Source organism: Croceibacterium segetis (assembly GCF_011320115.1).
Taxonomy (GTDB): domain Bacteria; phylum Pseudomonadota; class Alphaproteobacteria; order Sphingomonadales; family Sphingomonadaceae; genus Croceibacterium_B; species Croceibacterium_B segetis.
Window position 1 is genome coordinate 62,916 of record NZ_JAANOZ010000002.1, and the last position, 14,796, is coordinate 77,711.

The window sequence follows — 14,796 nt, forward strand, 5'->3', positions numbered from 1 at the left end:
AGACTTGCACCGCGCGTCGCTTTCCCCTAGGGGCGCGCCTCCGTCATGGTCATCCCTGGAGGCGTGGCGGTAACCCAATGCAATTCGAAAGGCACGTGACATGAGCGACGCTCTCACCCTGCCGGCCGAGGCGCGCGAACGGGCTGGCAAGGGAGCCTCCCGCGAGTTGCGCCGTCAAGGCCGTGTTCCCGCCGTGATTTACGGCGGCAAGGAAGAACCCACCCCGATCCACCTCGAGGCGAAGGAGCTGGTCCGCCAGCTCGGCTCGGGCCACTTCATGAACTCGATCGTGATGATCGACGTCGGCGGCAAGATGGTTCGCACCCTGCCCAAAGACGTCGCCCTGCACCCGGTCACCGACCGGCCGCTGCACGTCGATTTCCTGCGGCTGTCGAAGGATGCGAAGATCCAGGTCGCCGTGCCGGTGGTGTTCGTCAACGAAGAGGAATCGCCCGGCCTCAAGAAGGGCGGCGTGCTCAACGTCGTGCGCCACGAGCTCGAGCTGGTTTGCGAATCCGACAAGATCCCCGACGAGATCAAGCTCGACGTCACCGGCCTCGACATCGGCGATTCGATCCACATCAGCCATGTCACGCTGCCCGAAGGCTCGGTCAGCGCGATCACCGACCGCGACTTCACCATCGCCACGGTCGTCGCCCCGTCGGCGATGAAGCGGACCGATGAGGAAGAAGCCGAGGAAGCCGCCGCCGGCGCCGCCGCACCGGCCGAAGCTGCCGGCGAGGAAACCGAAGCCAGCGAAGGCGAAGCGGAAGCGACCGAGCAGTAATCCTCGCTCTTCCCGGACCGGACAAGCAGGCGCCGGCTCCGCAAGGGGCCGGCGCTTTGCTTTTCGCGCCCGCGCAGAATAGGACGCCGCGATGCAACTGTGGGTGGGCCTCGGCAATCCCGGACCTAAGCACGCGATGGAGCGGCACAACGTCGGCTTCATGGCGGCCGACGTGATCGCCGAGATGCACCGTTTCGGCCCGGTGCAGAAGAAGTTCCAGGGGTGGCTGCAGGAAGGCCGCATCGGCGGCGAGAAGATCCTCCTCCTCAAGCCGGCGACCTTCATGAACGAAAGCGGTCGCTCGGTCGGTGAGGCGCTGCGCTTCTACAAGCTCGGCATCGAAGACCTGACGGTGTTCCACGACGAGCTCGACCTCGCCCCGTTCAAGGTCAAGGTGAAGCGCGGCGGCGGCACCGCCGGGCACAACGGCCTCAGGAGCATCGACCAGCACCTCGGCCCCGATTTCCGCCGCGTGCGCCTCGGCATCGGCCATCCGGGGCACAAGGACCGCGTCACCGGCTACGTCCTCGGCAATTACGCCATGGGGGAGATGGACGACCTGACCGACATGCTCGCGGCCCTGGCCGGCGAGGCGGAATGGCTCGCGAAGGGCGAGGACGCGCGGTTCATGAGCGACGTGGCGTTGAGACAGCAGGAGACCGAACGATGAGCAAGCGCGTTTCCCTGGCCCTCATGTGCGGCGCGCTTACGGTCCTCGGCACTGCCTCCGCCGCCCAGGAGCCAACCGACAAGGCGGCCGATTACCGCGCCGACGCCCTGTCGTTCGCGCCGCTGGTCAACGAACGTTACGCCTATCTCGACCGACTGGGCGGGCATTTCGACCTGCCGCCGGCGCTCCAGCACGAGGCCGAGGCGGTTCACGACGACAAGTCGCTGCTGAAGTTCCTCGAACGCGGCGTGGCGCTGCTCGCCGACCACCACGCCATTACCGGCAGCTCGTTCAACGACAGCTGGGCGATCGTGCCGAGCTATTCGGACATGTGGGTCGAGGAGAAGGACGGGACTTACACGATTACGTCGATTCGCTCGGCCTCCCCGGCCGAAGGCGTCGTCAAACCGGGAGACAAGCTGATTCAGGTCGCCGGCGTTCCGATGGCCCAGGCCGTCACCGCGTTCTGGCACGACCTCGGGCTCGACGCTCCGGATGCCGTTCACCGCGCCTATGCCGCCCGCGTTCTGCTCGCCGGACGACGCGACCGCGAACGCGCCTTCACGGTCCAGCGCGGGGCCAAGCAGCTGCCGCTGACCCTGCCGAGCCTCTATGCCGTGCGCAAGAACGACCGGCCCCCGGTCACGGTTACCCACGACGGTCCCGCGTGGCGAGTGCGCTTCAACGACAGCATCGGCGATGACGCGACGATTCCCGCGTTCGACGCGGCGATGGCACAAATACCCGACGCCGCGCCGGTCATCCTCGACCTGACCGACACCGCCAGCGGCGGCAATTCGTCGATCGCCCGGGCGGTGATCGGCTGGTTCATCGACCGCCCGCGTCCCTATCAGGTCCATTCGAGCCCCGAGGAAGAGCGCGCCACCGGCGTTCCCCGGATGTGGGTCGAATACGTCATCCCGCGCGCGGGCAAGCATCACTCCGGCCCGGCGACGGTCCTGGCGGATCGCTGGACCGGGAGCATGGGCGAAGGCATGGCGATCGGCTTCGACGCGATGGGCGTGCCCGTCTGCGGTACGGCGATGGCCGGGCTGGTCGGCGCGGTCGACGACAACCGGCTCGAGCATTCGGGGCAGGTGGTGAAACTTCCGACGGAGCGGCTGACGACGGTCGCCGGTCTGCCGCGCGAGCAATTCCAGCCGAAATCGCTCAGCGATCCGGCGTGCGCGACGATCGCCAGCGACAAGAAGGCGCGATAGCCAAGAGGCGAGGAGCGCGCTAAGCGCGCGCCACATTTTCTACCGAAGGATCGAAATGGGTTTTCGTTGCGGAATCGTCGGGCTGCCGAATGTCGGCAAGTCCACCTTGTTCAACGCGCTGACCGAGACGCAGGCGGCGCAGGCGGCGAACTATCCGTTCTGCACGATCGAGCCGAACGTCGGCCAGGTGTCGGTGCCGGACGATCGACTTGATCAGCTGGCGAAGATCGGCGGCAGCGCCAAGACCATTCCGACCCAGCTCGGCTTCGTCGACATCGCCGGCTTGGTCAAAGGCGCGAGCAAGGGCGAAGGCCTGGGCAACCAGTTCCTCGGCAACATCCGCGAGGTCGACGCGATCGTCCACGTGCTGCGTTGCTTCGAGGACGACGACATCCAGCATGTCGCCAACAAGGTCGACCCGCTCAGCGACGCCGAAGTGGTTGAGACCGAGCTGATGCTGGCGGATCTCGAAAGCCTCGAGAAACGCGTCCCAGCGGCCGCCAAGAAGGCGACCGGCGGCGACAAGGAGGCGAAGGTGATGGCCAGCGTGCTCGGCCAGGCGCTCGAGCTCTTGCGCGAGGGCAAGCCGGCGCGGTTGACCGAGCCGAACGGCGACGACGAGGCGCGCGTGTTCGCCCAGGCTCAGCTGCTGACCGCCAAGCCGGTGCTCTACGTCTGCAACGTCGCCGAGGAGGACGCCGCCAACGGCAACGCCATGTCCGAGCAGGTCTTCGCCAAGGCCAAGAGCGAGGGGGCCGAGGCCGTTGTCGTATCCGCCGCGATCGAAAGCGAGCTGGTGGCGATGGAGCCGGACGAACGGGCGGAATATCTCGCCGACCTCGGGCTCACCGAAAGCGGCCTCAGCCGCGTGATCCGCGCCGGTTACAAGCTGCTCGGCCTCAACACCTTCTTCACCGTCGGGCCCAAGGAAGCGCGCGCCTGGACCTTTCACAAGGGCGCCAAGGCGCCGCAGGCGGCGGGCGAAATCCACACCGACTTCGAGCGCGGCTTCATCCGCGCCGAGACGATCGCCTTCGACGACTACGTCAAGTTCGGCGGCGAGGCCGGCGCCCGCGAAGCCGGCAAGCTGCGCCAGGAAGGCAAGGAATACCTCGTGCAGGACGGCGACGTGATGCTGTTCAAGTTCAACGTCTGAGCGGGCCACGAAAAAGGGCGCGGAAGCCGAAGCTGCCGCGCCCCTTGTTCGATTGGTCCGGTGTCAGGCCGCTGGCGGAGCGGGCGGAGCCGGCGGAGCCGGCGGCGCATTCTTGCTGTCGATGTAGGCCTGCCACATCCTGGCGATGGTCGCCCGCGTGCCGCCGACCCGTTGCAGGGTGGCCTTCGCCTGGTCGGGCTGCCCCGCGTTGAGCTGGGAGATGCCGAGACGCGTCAGGATCATGTCGCGGTCTTTCACGCCCTTGTCGAGCGCCAGCTGGTACATCGCCGCCGCCTGGGCGTAATCACCGAGCGAGAAGAACGCGTCGCCCGCGCCTTGCGCGGTCGAGCCGTTGGCCGCGCTCTTTGCATCGGCGGCCAGAGCGGGCGCATCCTTGCGATCGAGTGCGACGCGGGTGGTCGCGGTGGTCTTGGCTTCGGTGTAGATCGGATCGCTTGTCGTGAGTGCGCCCGCCTTGACGCCCTCGTCGAGCACCGCGAGCACTTCGCCGGCCATCAGCCGCGGGTCGGCCGCCTGGATATACTCGACGTATTCGTTCCGCTCCTTCAGCGTGCCGGTCGCGCGCATCAGCCGAAGCATGTCGAGCTGGCCTTGCGGGTCGAACGGGCTGACCGCGCGGATCACCTGCAACGAGCTGAGCCAGGATTTCTGGCTCGGATAGTCGTGCACCAGCATCTCCGAGAACTCGGCTGCTTGAGGGGCGAGCCTGGCCTGGTAGGCCACCTGAAGCCCGCGCAGCATCCAGTCGTTGGGCGCCTTGCGCCCGGCCGCTTCCTCCTGCTTGATGACGTCGGACAGGTACTTGAGGCCTTCGACCGCCTGGTTCGAGCCGAAATAAGTCTCGGCGATCGCCGGACGGGCGTCGTTATCGGTGTAACCGGCCTGCTGGGCCGCCTGGAATTGCGTGCGCGCCTCGGCGTAGTTCTTCTCGTCGTAAGCGAACTTGCCGAGGAAGAAGTGGAACAGGCCGGCCTGCGCGTTGCTGATCTTGCCGCCATCCAGCGCCAGCTCGATGCCCTGCTTTTCCAGCGGGATGTCCTTGAGCTTGCCGCCGAGGGAAATCAGCGCGAGGCCGAAGGTGTTCTTGTCGGTGCTGTTCTGGATCGCTGCCTGGATCGTCGGCACCATGGCCTTGGCGGCGGCGAAGTCGCCGGCCGGATTGTTGACGATCGTCTGAAACGGCGCATAGGCGGCGGCAAAGGCCGCCGAGTTGCCTTCCGCTTTCGGCGCTTCCTTCTTGTCCTTGGCGAACGCGGGGGCCGACACGGCGACGCCGCCGAGCGCCATTCCGCTCGCCAGCGCGGCGGCGAGCACCGCACGAGGAGCGAAGCGCTTGCGCGAGCCAGCGACGTGATGAGTGGACTTGCGGTACATAAATTCGTCTCTCCTGAGGAAACCGTCGGCCGCGCCGGCCGCTGAAAATTCTGCGCGCGCTCCTGCCGCGTCGCGCAGCAATTTGCAAATGCCAAGCTAGCTCCGGTGCGCTGAATAGCGATTGAACACCTCGTTGTTGCGACGAAACGGCCAGGGGCCCCGGAACCGGGCTGGAAGTGTGGAAAACGAGGCCCATATGGGCCTACACACCCCCCGCAAGCTGGCACCGCCGCACCCTTTGCCCTAGGGTCCGCGCCACGCCACTTACCCTATAACAGAACAGGCCGATTTCGCAGGTGAGCGACACCACCGACACACTCGATCCCCCCGCCGAGCCCGGCGGCTACGAACGCATCGACATCGTCGATGAGATGAAGACCAGCTACCTCGATTACGCGATGAGCGTGATCGTCAGCCGCGCGCTGCCCGACGTGCGCGACGGCCTCAAACCGGTCCACCGCCGCATCCTGTGGAGCTGTTACGAGGGCGGCTTCGTACCCGGCCGGCCCTATCGCAAGTGCGCCAAGATCACCGGCGACACGATGGGCAACTACCACCCGCACGGCAACCAGGCGATCTACGACGCGCTCGCGCGCATGGCACAGTGGTGGTCGATGCGCGTGCCGCTGATCGACGGCCAGGGCAACTTCGGCTCGATGGACCCCGATCCGCCGGCCGCCGAACGCTACACCGAAGCGCGGCTGGCCAAGGTGGCGACCTCGCTGCTCGAGGACATCGGCCAGGACACCGTCGATTTCGTCGACAACTACGACGGCAGCCGGCAGGAACCCTCGGTTCTCCCGGCGCGGTTCCCCAACCTGCTGGTCAACGGCGCGGGCGGCATCGCTGTCGGCATGGCGACCAACATCCCGCCGCACAACCTCGGCGAAGTGATCGACGGCTGCCTGGCGTTCATCGACAACCCCGGAATCACCACTGAAGAACTGATCGAGTTCATCCCCGGCCCCGACTTCCCGACCGCGCCGCTGATCCTCGGCAGCGCCGGCAGCCGAGCGGCTTACACCACCGGCCGCGGCTCGATCATCATGCGCGCCCGCCACACGATCGAGGAAGGCCGCGGCGACCGCCGTTCGATCGTGTTCACCTCCATTCCCTACCAGGTCGGCAAGGCCGGCCTGGTCGAGAAGATCGCCGAAGGCGCCAAGGAAAAGCGCATCGAGGGCATTTCCGACATCCGCGATGAATCCAACCGCCAGGGCGTGCGCGTGGTGATCGAATTGAAGCGCGACGCGACGCCTGAAGTGGTGCTCAACCAGCTGTGGCGGCACAGCCCGGCGCAAGCCAATTTCCCGGCCAACATGCTGGCGATCCGCGGCGGCCGGCCCGAGACTCTGACGCTGCGCGATTTCATCCAGAGCTTCGTCGTCTTCCGCGAGCAGGTCATCACCCGCCGCACCAAGTTCGAGCTCAACAAGGCGCGCGACCGGGCGCACATCCTGCTCGGCCTCGTGGTCGCGGTGTCGAACCTCGACGAGGTCGTGGCCATGATCCGCAGCGCGCCGAATCCGGCCGAAGCGCGCGCGCGCCTGCTCGCCAAGGAATGGCCGATCGGTGAGATCGCGCCCTACCTGACGCTGGTCGAGGCGGTCGAACCCGATCTCGGCGCGGCGGAAGGGTCCTACCTGCTGTCCGAAGCGCAAGTGAAGGCGATCCTCGATCTGCGCCTGCACCGTCTCACGGCGCTCGGCCGCGACGAAATCGGCGACGAACTGCGGAAACTCGCCGTGGCGATCGAGGAATACCTCGCGATCCTCGCCGACCGGGCCAGGCTCTACGCGGTGATGCGCCAGGAGCTCGAGGAAATCCGCGAGGCCTATGCCACCCCGCGCCTCTCCGAGATCGCTCCGGCGTGGGACGGCCTCGAGGACGAGGACCTGATCGAGCGCGACGAGATGGTCGTGACGGTCACCCTCGACGGTTACATCAAGCGCACCCCGCTCTCGACCTTCCGCGCCCAGAACCGTGGCGGCAAGGGCCGCGCCGGGATGGCGACCAAGGACGAAGACGCGATCTCCGAGATGTTCGTCACCTCGACGCACAACCCGGTGCTGTTCTTCTCGACCGCCGGCAAGGTCTATCGCCTCAAGGTCTGGCGCCTGCCCGAAGGCGGGCCGACCACCCGCGGGCGGCCGATCGTCAACCTGCTGCCGGCGCTCGATCCGGGTGAGACGATCGCCACCGTGCTGCCGCTGCCGGAGGACGAGGAAAGCTGGGGCGCGCTCAACGTGGTGTTCGCCACCGCCAAGGGGCGTGCGCGGCGCAACTCGATGGACGCGTTCGCCAACATCCCGCGCGGCGGCAAGTTCGCCATGCGCTTCGACGAGGACAGCGACGACCGCCTGATCGGCGTCGCGCTGCTCGATCCGGGCGACGATGTCCTGCTCGCCAGCCGGCAGGGCAAGGCGATCCGCTTCTCCGGCGACGACATCCGCGAATTCCAGAGCCGCACCTCGACGGGTGTGCGAGCGATGAGCCTCAAGCCTGACGATGAGGTCGTCTCGCTGTCGATCCTGCACAAGGTCGGAGTGAAGGACCAGGATGAGCGGGACGATTACCTGCGTCACGCGCCGTGGAAGCCGGACAAGGAGAGCGAGCCGCAAATGTCGGCGGAGCGCTTCGCCGAGCTGGCGGAGAAGGAGCAGTTCATCCTCACCGTCTGCGCCAATGGCTACGGCAAGCTGTCGTCCGCCTACGAATACCGGCGTACCGGCCGCGGCGGCCAGGGCATCCTCAACATCGACAACATCGCCCGCAACGGCCCGGTGGTGGCGAGCTTCACCGCAACCAAGGAGCACCAGCTCATGCTGGTGACCGACCAGGCCAAGCTGATCCGCATCGGGCTCGATTCCCTGCGCGTCATCGGCCGCAACTCGGCCGGCGTGAAGCTGTTCGACGTGGCCGACAAGGAACAGGTGGTCAGCGCGGTCAGGCTCGACGAGCAGGAAGAGCCCGAGAACGAGGCCGAGGAAGCCATCGTCGAGGAAATGCTCGGCCGCGAGAGCGAGGACACGGTGCCCGACACCGAGCAGGCGCGCGACGATATCGCAGATGAGGACGAGGCGGAGTAACGCTCCGCCTCGAATTGCCCCTTGACCCTCACGCGGCGTGAGGGACTATCAGCCGTCCTCGCGGAAGGACGATCGACATGGGCACCTACACCGTCAAGCAGCTCGCACGGCTCTCCGGAGTCTCCGTGCGCACGCTGCATCACTACGACGAGATCGGGCTGCTCAAACCGGCGTTCACCGGCGAGAACCGCTATCGCTACTACGGCCGCGAGGAGCTCCTGCGCCTGCAGGACATCCTGTTCCATCGCGAGCTCGGCGTTCCGCTGCAGGAGATCGGCAAGCTGCTCGATCTCCAAGGCCGCGACCGGGCGGCCGTGCTCAGCGAGCATCGCAACTGGCTCGACCAGAGGATCAAGCGCTCTCGCCAACTCCTGCGGACGATCGACCGCACGATCGCCGAATTGAACGGAGAAGGCACCATGAACGACAAGGACATCTACAAGGGCTTCGCGCCCGAAAAGCAGGCCGAGTACGAAGAGTGGCTCGTCAAGCGCTACGGCGGCGACATGCGCGACCGGATCGAAGCAAGCAAGGCGAAGCTCGCCTCGCTCAGCGAAGAAGGGCTGAAGGCACGGCTGGCCGAAGGGGAGGCCGCATCGCGCGCGCTGGCGGACGCATTCAAAGCCGGGGCGAAACCTGACGATCCGTCCAACGACCCGCTGCTCGCTCGTCACCATGGCTGGATTGCCGGGATGTGGGATCGGGCCTGCCCGCCGCAGGCCTATGCCGGGCTGTCCGACCTTTACCTCGAGAACCCGGACTTCCGGGCCATGTTCGAGAAGCAGCGCGAGGGTTTCGCCGAATGGCTGGCGGCAGCGATGAAGGCTTACGCAGCGCGACTGTCCGGCTGACGCGAGTGCAGGCGCTGCACCACACCGACGGCGATCAGGAACTGGCCGACATAGTACAGCGGCCAGACCAGCGCGTCGGCTTGGCCCTGCCCCATCAACGGTCCCTCCCCCGCGATGAGCAGCAGGTCGGAGGCGAGGAAGAGCGCGGCGCCGACACCGACGCGGTAGCGCGGGAAAGCGCTCATCCACGCGCACGCGGCCATGGCCCCGAGCGCGAGGCCGTAAAGCCCGGTCGACCAGGCCGTCGCCCGGTCGGCCGGGAGCAGCCATGCCAGCAGCGGCGTCAGCAACAACATCGCCACCGCGGCCGCTTTCTGCGTCGGCGTGGCGTGCTCGCGCGGGTGGCGCAGGTACAGCGAGATCGCGATCACGTGATACGTGAAGAACAACAGCGCGCCGGAGCCGACGTCGATTTCGAGCACCATGTCCCCGAGCGCGGCGATGGCCATCATTCCAGCGAGCCAGCGGCTCTCCCGCCCGCCATGGACAAAGGCGTACAGCGCCAGCAGAGCGCACCCCGCGCCTTTGACGGGGATGAGGAAGAGTTCCGGCATCGTCGAAACGCGCAGCGCATAATACGCGACGGCCGCGACAATGCTCGCCACCAGCCACGGCCGTTTCTCGATCAACGCGCGCCTCGGCATCGCCCTCCCCTTCGCCTTTCGCGTGAGTTGCCCTTGATGTGGAGTGCACGCAAGCACTAGGCGGGTTAGCAATGTCTTACGATGTCCATATCGTCGGCGGCGGACTCGCCGGCAGCGAGGCGGCCTGGCAGCTCGGCCGGCGCGGAGTGCGCGTGCGTCTCTCGGAGATGCGCGGCGGAGGGGATTCGACGCCTGCCCACCAAGGCGAGGGGCTCGCCGAGCTGGTCTGCTCGAACAGCTTCCGCTCCGACGACGACGAGCGCAACGCCGTCGGCCTGCTGCATCACGAGATGCGCCGCCTGGATTCGCTCATCATGCGTGCGGGGGAAAAGGCGCGAGTGCCCGCCGGTTCGGCGATGGCGGTCGACCGCGCCGTGTTCTCCGCCGAAGTCGAGCGCGAATTGCGCTCGCTGCCCAACGTCGAGATCGTCCGCGAGCGCGTCGACATCCTCCCGGAGAGCGGCCTGACCATCGTCGCCACCGGGCCCCTCACGGCAGCTTCGCTCGCCGCCAGCATCGGCGCAGCCACGGGGCGCGAGAGCCTGGCGTTCTTCGATGCCATCGCCCCGATCGTCCACCACGAGAGCATCGACATGTCGGTGTGCTGGATGGCCGCGCGGTGGGACAAGGGCGGGAAGGACTACATCAATTGCCCGATGACCCGCGAACAGTACGAGACTTTCGTGCAGGGGCTGCTCGACGGCGAGAAGACCGAATTCCGCGGATGGGAAGCGAACACGCCCTATTTCGACGGCTGCATGCCGATCGAGGTGATGGCCGCGCGCGGCCCCGAAACGCTGCGCTTCGGACCGATGAAGCCCGTCGGGCTCGACAATCCGCATTGGGCCACCGCCGAGCATCCGACAGGGCGCTGGCCCTATGCCGTCGTCCAGCTACGGCAGGACAACAAGCTCGGAACGCTGTGGAACATGGTCGGCTTCCAGACCAAGCTCAAGCACGCCGAGCAGGTCCGCCTGTTCCGCACCATCCCCGGCCTCGAGAACGCCGAGTTCGCCCGGCTCGGAGGCTTGCACCGCAATACCTTCCTCAATTCACCGATGTTGCTCGACCGGCAGCTGCGGCTGAACAGCGCGCCGCATGTCCGCTTCGCCGGGCAGATCACCGGCTGCGAGGGATACGTCGAGAGTTCGGCCGTGGGCCTGCTCGCCGGGTTGATGACAGCGGCGGAACTGACCGGCGGCGAATGGTCGTCACCCCCGCGCACCAGCGCGATGGGCGCCCTGCTCGCCCACATCACCGGCGATGCCGAAGCCGAGAGCTACCAGCCGATGAACGTCAACTTCGGATTGTTTCCCCCGCTGCCCGAGGTGAAGAAGAAGCAGCGCAAGGAAGCGTACACCGAAAGGGCAAAGGCCGACTTCGGCGGCTGGTTGGCAGAACTGGAGCTGGTCCCGGCCTGAGCTACTTCGCGCAAGCGCACTTCGGTTTCGGTTTCGCCTTCGGCGCCGTCGTGGCGAACTCGGCCTGGCTGAGGATGCCGTCGTGGTTGGCGTCGGCGCCGGCAAAGCGGTCCGAGGTGGCGACCGCCCATTCCTCGAACGTGAGCAGGTTGTTGCCGTCGGCGTCGAGCTTGCGGAAATCGTCGACCCGGGTCGAGAGCATCTCGTTGCGGGTGATCTTGAGGTCTCGGTTGCGGTCGTAGCGGAAGAAGCGCTGCTGCTCGCGAGTCAGTTCGCTCACCCGGGGAAGCCCCGGCCCGCTGAGCCCGGCGAGATCGCCGCTGGGCAGGCCCGTGGGCGTCGCCGTCGGCACGACCGGGGGCGGCGCGCCCTTCTCCACCTGCGCGCGGCCCTGCAGCCAGAACAGCCCTATGCCGACGAGCACCAGCGCGGCGAGTGCCCCGAGGACAATGCGATTCATCAGGAGCGACCCCTCATCGCGCTTACAATAGCCTAGCGACCGGCGATGCCAAGCCGGACTGCGAGCAGCATCGCGCCCGGGCCATCGAGCAGCGGGAAGCCTCCGCGCGCGAGCGAGCGGCGCGCGAGGCCGGAGAGCACGGCGAGCGGGCGCAACGCACGCGGCAGCGGGGGGCATGGCAAACCCCCGGCCGCTTCGAGCACCCTTGCCCGTTCGGCCGTATCTGACAGATTCGCCGCCAGGTCGCCGAGTGCCCATAGGCGGGCGCCTGCGCCGGCTGCCTGCGGATCGTTGCCGAGTTCGATTGCCAACTGCGCGAACGCGTCGCCGCGCCCTGCCGCAAAACCCTCGATCGCCTCGGCATCGAGCGTTTCGCCGAGCAGCGCTTCCCAGCCATCGACCAGCGCAACCAATGCGCCCGGATTTCGCCACACTTGCAGCGCCTCCAACACCGCTTCGCCTGCAGGCCAGCCACCGGGCCCTGCAGCGAGCGTGTCGCGCCACCACGCGAGGCGCATCTGCACGAGAACAGGTTCTCCCCCTTGCCGCAGCGCCGCGCCGAGCCGGGCGTCGAGCGCCAGCAACGCCAGCGTCGCCGCGCGCGAGGCAGACGGCGCATAGCTAAGCGCCAGCCGCTGCGGCGCCGGCAACTCCTCGAGAAGCATTCGGTCCATGCGAACGGCCATCGATGGTGGCGTCACGCGGGTCAAGGACCGGCGCGCGCAATCCCGTAAGAGATGGTCAAAGTTCTGTTAACCCTGATGTTTCACGTCCCGGTTAGCATGCCCGCGTAATACCTACCGATAGATAGGTCGGATTCCGTCATGAGGCATGGGAATATGCGCGCAATTGGATACCCTTTCCTGAAGCGATTCGTTGGGCGGCTGGCACGCAACACCAGCGGCAACGCGATGATGCTGGTGGCGCTCGGCGCGCCGCTGCTTATCGGCAGCGCCGGGCTCGCTGTTGACATGTCTCAATGGTACGTCTGGAAACACGAGTTGCAGCTGGCTACCGATCAGGCGGCCATGGCCGGTGCATGGGCGCAGACGAATTCGAACACGCAAAGCACCTACGCGGACCGCGCCACTCAGGACTACTACAAGAACTTGGCTGTCACTTCCGACTTCGCCAGCTCGCCGACCGTCATGCTCGCGAACTATTCTAACGGATCGAACAACAGCGTTGTCGTTACGGCGACCGCGACCAAAGAGCTCGCCTTCAGCAGCCTCTTTCTGAGCACGCCGGTGACCGTCGAGGCCTATTCGCAGGCAAGCTTTGCGGCGGGCGCCAACTATTCGGCATGCCTGATCGCCACCGGCACCTCTGGCACCACGCTTTCCGTTGGGGGTAGCGCCACCGTCACGGCCCACTGCGGCATGGCTGCGCTTTCCTGCTCGGACGACGCGGTTGTGATCGACGGTTCCGCTACCGTGGTGACCGACTCGATCGCAACGTGCGGCACGGCCAGCGTGCCGACCGCCAACCAAGGGGTGGTGACAGAGAACGTAGAGGGCTTGAGCGACGCGTTTGCAGACCTCGAACCGCCTACGAACAATACCCCGCGCACGTACTCCTGCACGGGCCACGGCCAATCAGCCCAAGCGTCTCCGCTCGCGGGAACCTATCACGGATTGACGGTATCCTGCAGGACCATTTTGGGCGCCGGTATCTATGTCATCGACGGCGGCACCCTGGACTTGACCGGAAATTACAACGTGTCGGGCACGAACATCATGTTCGTTCTGAAAAACGGCGCAACGCTGAAACTCGGCGGGAGCGGCAACGGCAACACTCTCACGCTCACACCGATGCAAGCTTCGGACTTCACGGCTCTGGGTTATTCGGCCACGCTAGCCAACCGCTATGCCAACATGCTGATCTTCGAAGACCGCGACAATAACCCTTCGCAGTCGCACATCATCAACGGGAACTCGAATTCGCTCATCCAGGGCACGATATACCTGCCTTCCAGCAACGTCCGGGTGAACGGTACCGCCGACATCAACAGCAGCTGTTTGCAGCTGACCGCTCAGACGATCACCGTGCTGGGCAACGCGACGCTCGAGACGCGCTGTCCCTCGTCGCAGACGAACAGCGCCGGCAGCGCCGCAGCAGACGTCAGGCTCGTCGCGTGATGGCTCGGCTTGCCCTAGTTCGCCGATTCTTGCGCCTGTCCCGCGATGTTCGCGGCACTGCGGTGATCGAGACGGCGATTGTCGCCCCGGTCCTGGTTTCCCTGGCATTGGGGGGATTCGACGTGAGCCGTATGGTCGCGCGCCAGCACGAGCTTCAGTCCGGCGCGGCGGACGCCGAACAGATCATTCTGGCAGCCGCGACGGGAGCCGCCACCGATACGACGACGATGCAATCCGTTCTTGCCAACACGCTGAACATTCCGAACGACAGCGACCACATCCAGGTCAGCAAGGTCTATCGATGCGGAACCGACGCCAACACAAGCTCGACGCCCTGCGGTTCGGGCTCGTCGCAATCGACTTACGTGCAAGTGGTTTTTCTCGACACTTACACACCGCTATGGACCAACTTCGGCGTGGGTCACGCGGTCAACTATCACGTCGAACGGCTTGTTCAGGTTTCGTCGGAACAGGTCGCCTGACGATGTTGCGCTTTATCCGTCGCCTGAAGCAGGACCGCCGCGGCGCCGCGATCGTGGAATTCGCGATACTCGCCCCCACGCTGTTCGCCATGATCTTCGGCGTTGTCCAGGTCGGCATACAGATGTGGTGTTACAATTCGCTTCGTTCGATCGCCGCCGATGCTGGGCGCTACACCATGGTCGAATATCAGAAGCAGAACGAGATCACGACCGACCAGATCGCGAGCAAGGCCCTCGCCATAGCCGTCAATGCTCCTTATGAATTCGACACCAATCGCCTGACTTACCCCGACGTCCAGAATCCCGCCAGCGACATCGCCGGCATGACGAAATTCACCATCACCATGGTATACGACCCGATAAGCGTTCTCGACTTCATCGGCGTGAGCGCGCCGACGCTTACAATCACCCGCCCGATCTACGTCGCATCTTGAGATCACGGTCCGAGGTGATCGCCCCCAGGGGCAAAGGCACGTCGATCCT

At 66.1% G+C, this 14,796-nt stretch carries 14 protein-coding genes; 10 read left to right on the forward strand and 4 right to left on the reverse strand.

All coding sequences use genetic code 11. The features are described 5' to 3' along the window. The first annotated feature begins 100 nt into the window (after positions 1-100). The 4 genes from G7B69_RS02125 (at position 101) to ychF (ending at position 3,833) form a co-directional block, all read left to right on the forward strand. Positions 101-787, forward strand: a complete 687-nt coding sequence (locus G7B69_RS02125) for a 50S ribosomal protein L25/general stress protein Ctc (RefSeq protein WP_166175627.1) — start codon at positions 101-103, stop codon at positions 785-787. A 91-nt stretch (positions 788-878) separates the two neighbouring features. Further along, positions 879-1,457 (forward strand): aminoacyl-tRNA hydrolase, encoded by a 579-nt coding sequence (gene pth, locus G7B69_RS02130; protein WP_166175629.1) that lies wholly within the window; start codon positions 879-881, stop codon positions 1,455-1,457. Continuing rightward, positions 1,454-2,677, forward strand: coding sequence for a S41 family peptidase (locus G7B69_RS02135; protein ID WP_166175631.1), 1,224 nt, complete (start codon positions 1,454-1,456; stop codon positions 2,675-2,677). Before pth ends, G7B69_RS02135 begins: the two co-directional genes overlap by 4 nt. Positions 2,678-2,732: 55 nt before the next feature. Next, positions 2,733-3,833 carry a redox-regulated ATPase YchF gene (ychF, locus tag G7B69_RS02140; RefSeq protein WP_166175633.1) on the forward strand — a complete coding sequence of 367 codons (1,101 nt, stop codon included), beginning with the start codon at positions 2,733-2,735 and terminating at the stop codon, positions 3,831-3,833. Positions 3,834-3,896: 63 nt separating this feature from the next. On the opposite strand, the gene G7B69_RS02145 is transcribed toward ychF, so the two are convergent. Further along, positions 3,897-5,228, reverse strand: a complete 1,332-nt coding sequence (locus tag G7B69_RS02145; RefSeq protein WP_166175635.1) for a tetratricopeptide repeat protein — start codon at positions 5,226-5,228, stop codon at positions 3,897-3,899. 296 nt (positions 5,229-5,524) lie between these two features. Between G7B69_RS02145 and gyrA the strand changes: the two genes are divergently transcribed. Together gyrA and G7B69_RS02155 are read left to right on the forward strand one after the other, a co-directional pair. After that, a complete protein-coding gene (gyrA, locus tag G7B69_RS02150) occupies positions 5,525-8,317 on the forward strand; it encodes a DNA gyrase subunit A (RefSeq protein WP_166175637.1) in 2,793 nt (930 codons plus the stop codon). A 77-nt stretch (positions 8,318-8,394) separates the two neighbouring features. Then, positions 8,395-9,168, forward strand: coding sequence for a MerR family transcriptional regulator (locus G7B69_RS02155; RefSeq protein ID WP_166175639.1), 774 nt, complete (start codon positions 8,395-8,397; stop codon positions 9,166-9,168). Here G7B69_RS02155 and G7B69_RS02160 read toward each other — a convergent pair. Then, the gene (locus tag G7B69_RS02160) at positions 9,144-9,812 is read right to left on the reverse strand and encodes a lysoplasmalogenase family protein (protein ID WP_166175641.1); all 669 of its coding nucleotides are present in this window, start codon (positions 9,810-9,812) and stop codon (positions 9,144-9,146) included. The genes G7B69_RS02155 and G7B69_RS02160 overlap by 25 nt on opposite strands. A gap of 71 nt (positions 9,813-9,883) precedes the next feature. Between G7B69_RS02160 and trmFO the strand changes: the two genes are divergently transcribed. Further along, positions 9,884-11,233: a methylenetetrahydrofolate--tRNA-(uracil(54)-C(5))-methyltransferase (FADH(2)-oxidizing) TrmFO gene (trmFO, locus tag G7B69_RS02165; protein ID WP_166175643.1), complete on the forward strand. Its 1,350-nt coding sequence runs from the start codon at positions 9,884-9,886 to the stop codon at positions 11,231-11,233. Between the two features lies 1 nt (position 11,234). On the opposite strand, the gene G7B69_RS02170 is transcribed toward trmFO, so the two are convergent. Then, complete coding sequence (locus G7B69_RS02170; protein ID WP_166175645.1) at positions 11,235-11,693, reverse strand: EF-hand domain-containing protein; 459 nt, start codon at positions 11,691-11,693, stop codon at positions 11,235-11,237. Positions 11,694-11,725: 32 nt separating this feature from the next. Beyond that, entirely contained in the window at positions 11,726-12,367 is a 642-nt protein-coding gene (locus G7B69_RS02175) for a hypothetical protein (protein ID WP_243414995.1), read from the reverse strand. A gap of 165 nt (positions 12,368-12,532) precedes the next feature. Here G7B69_RS02175 and G7B69_RS02180 point away from each other — a divergent pair, with 165 nt between their 5' ends. From G7B69_RS02180 to G7B69_RS02190, 3 genes are read left to right on the forward strand one after another with little or no spacing between them, the layout of a single operon-like run. Then, positions 12,533-13,831, forward strand: a complete 1,299-nt coding sequence (locus G7B69_RS02180) for a TadE/TadG family type IV pilus assembly protein (protein WP_166175649.1) — start codon at positions 12,533-12,535, stop codon at positions 13,829-13,831. 29 nt (positions 13,832-13,860) lie between these two features. Next, positions 13,861-14,313, forward strand: coding sequence for a TadE/TadG family type IV pilus assembly protein (locus G7B69_RS02185; protein WP_166175651.1), 453 nt, complete (start codon positions 13,861-13,863; stop codon positions 14,311-14,313). Positions 14,314-14,315: 2 nt separating this feature from the next. Further along, on the forward strand, positions 14,316-14,747 hold the full coding sequence (locus G7B69_RS02190; RefSeq protein WP_166175653.1) for a TadE/TadG family type IV pilus assembly protein: 432 nt from the start codon (positions 14,316-14,318) through the stop codon (positions 14,745-14,747). Positions 14,748-14,796 lie beyond the last annotated feature (49 nt).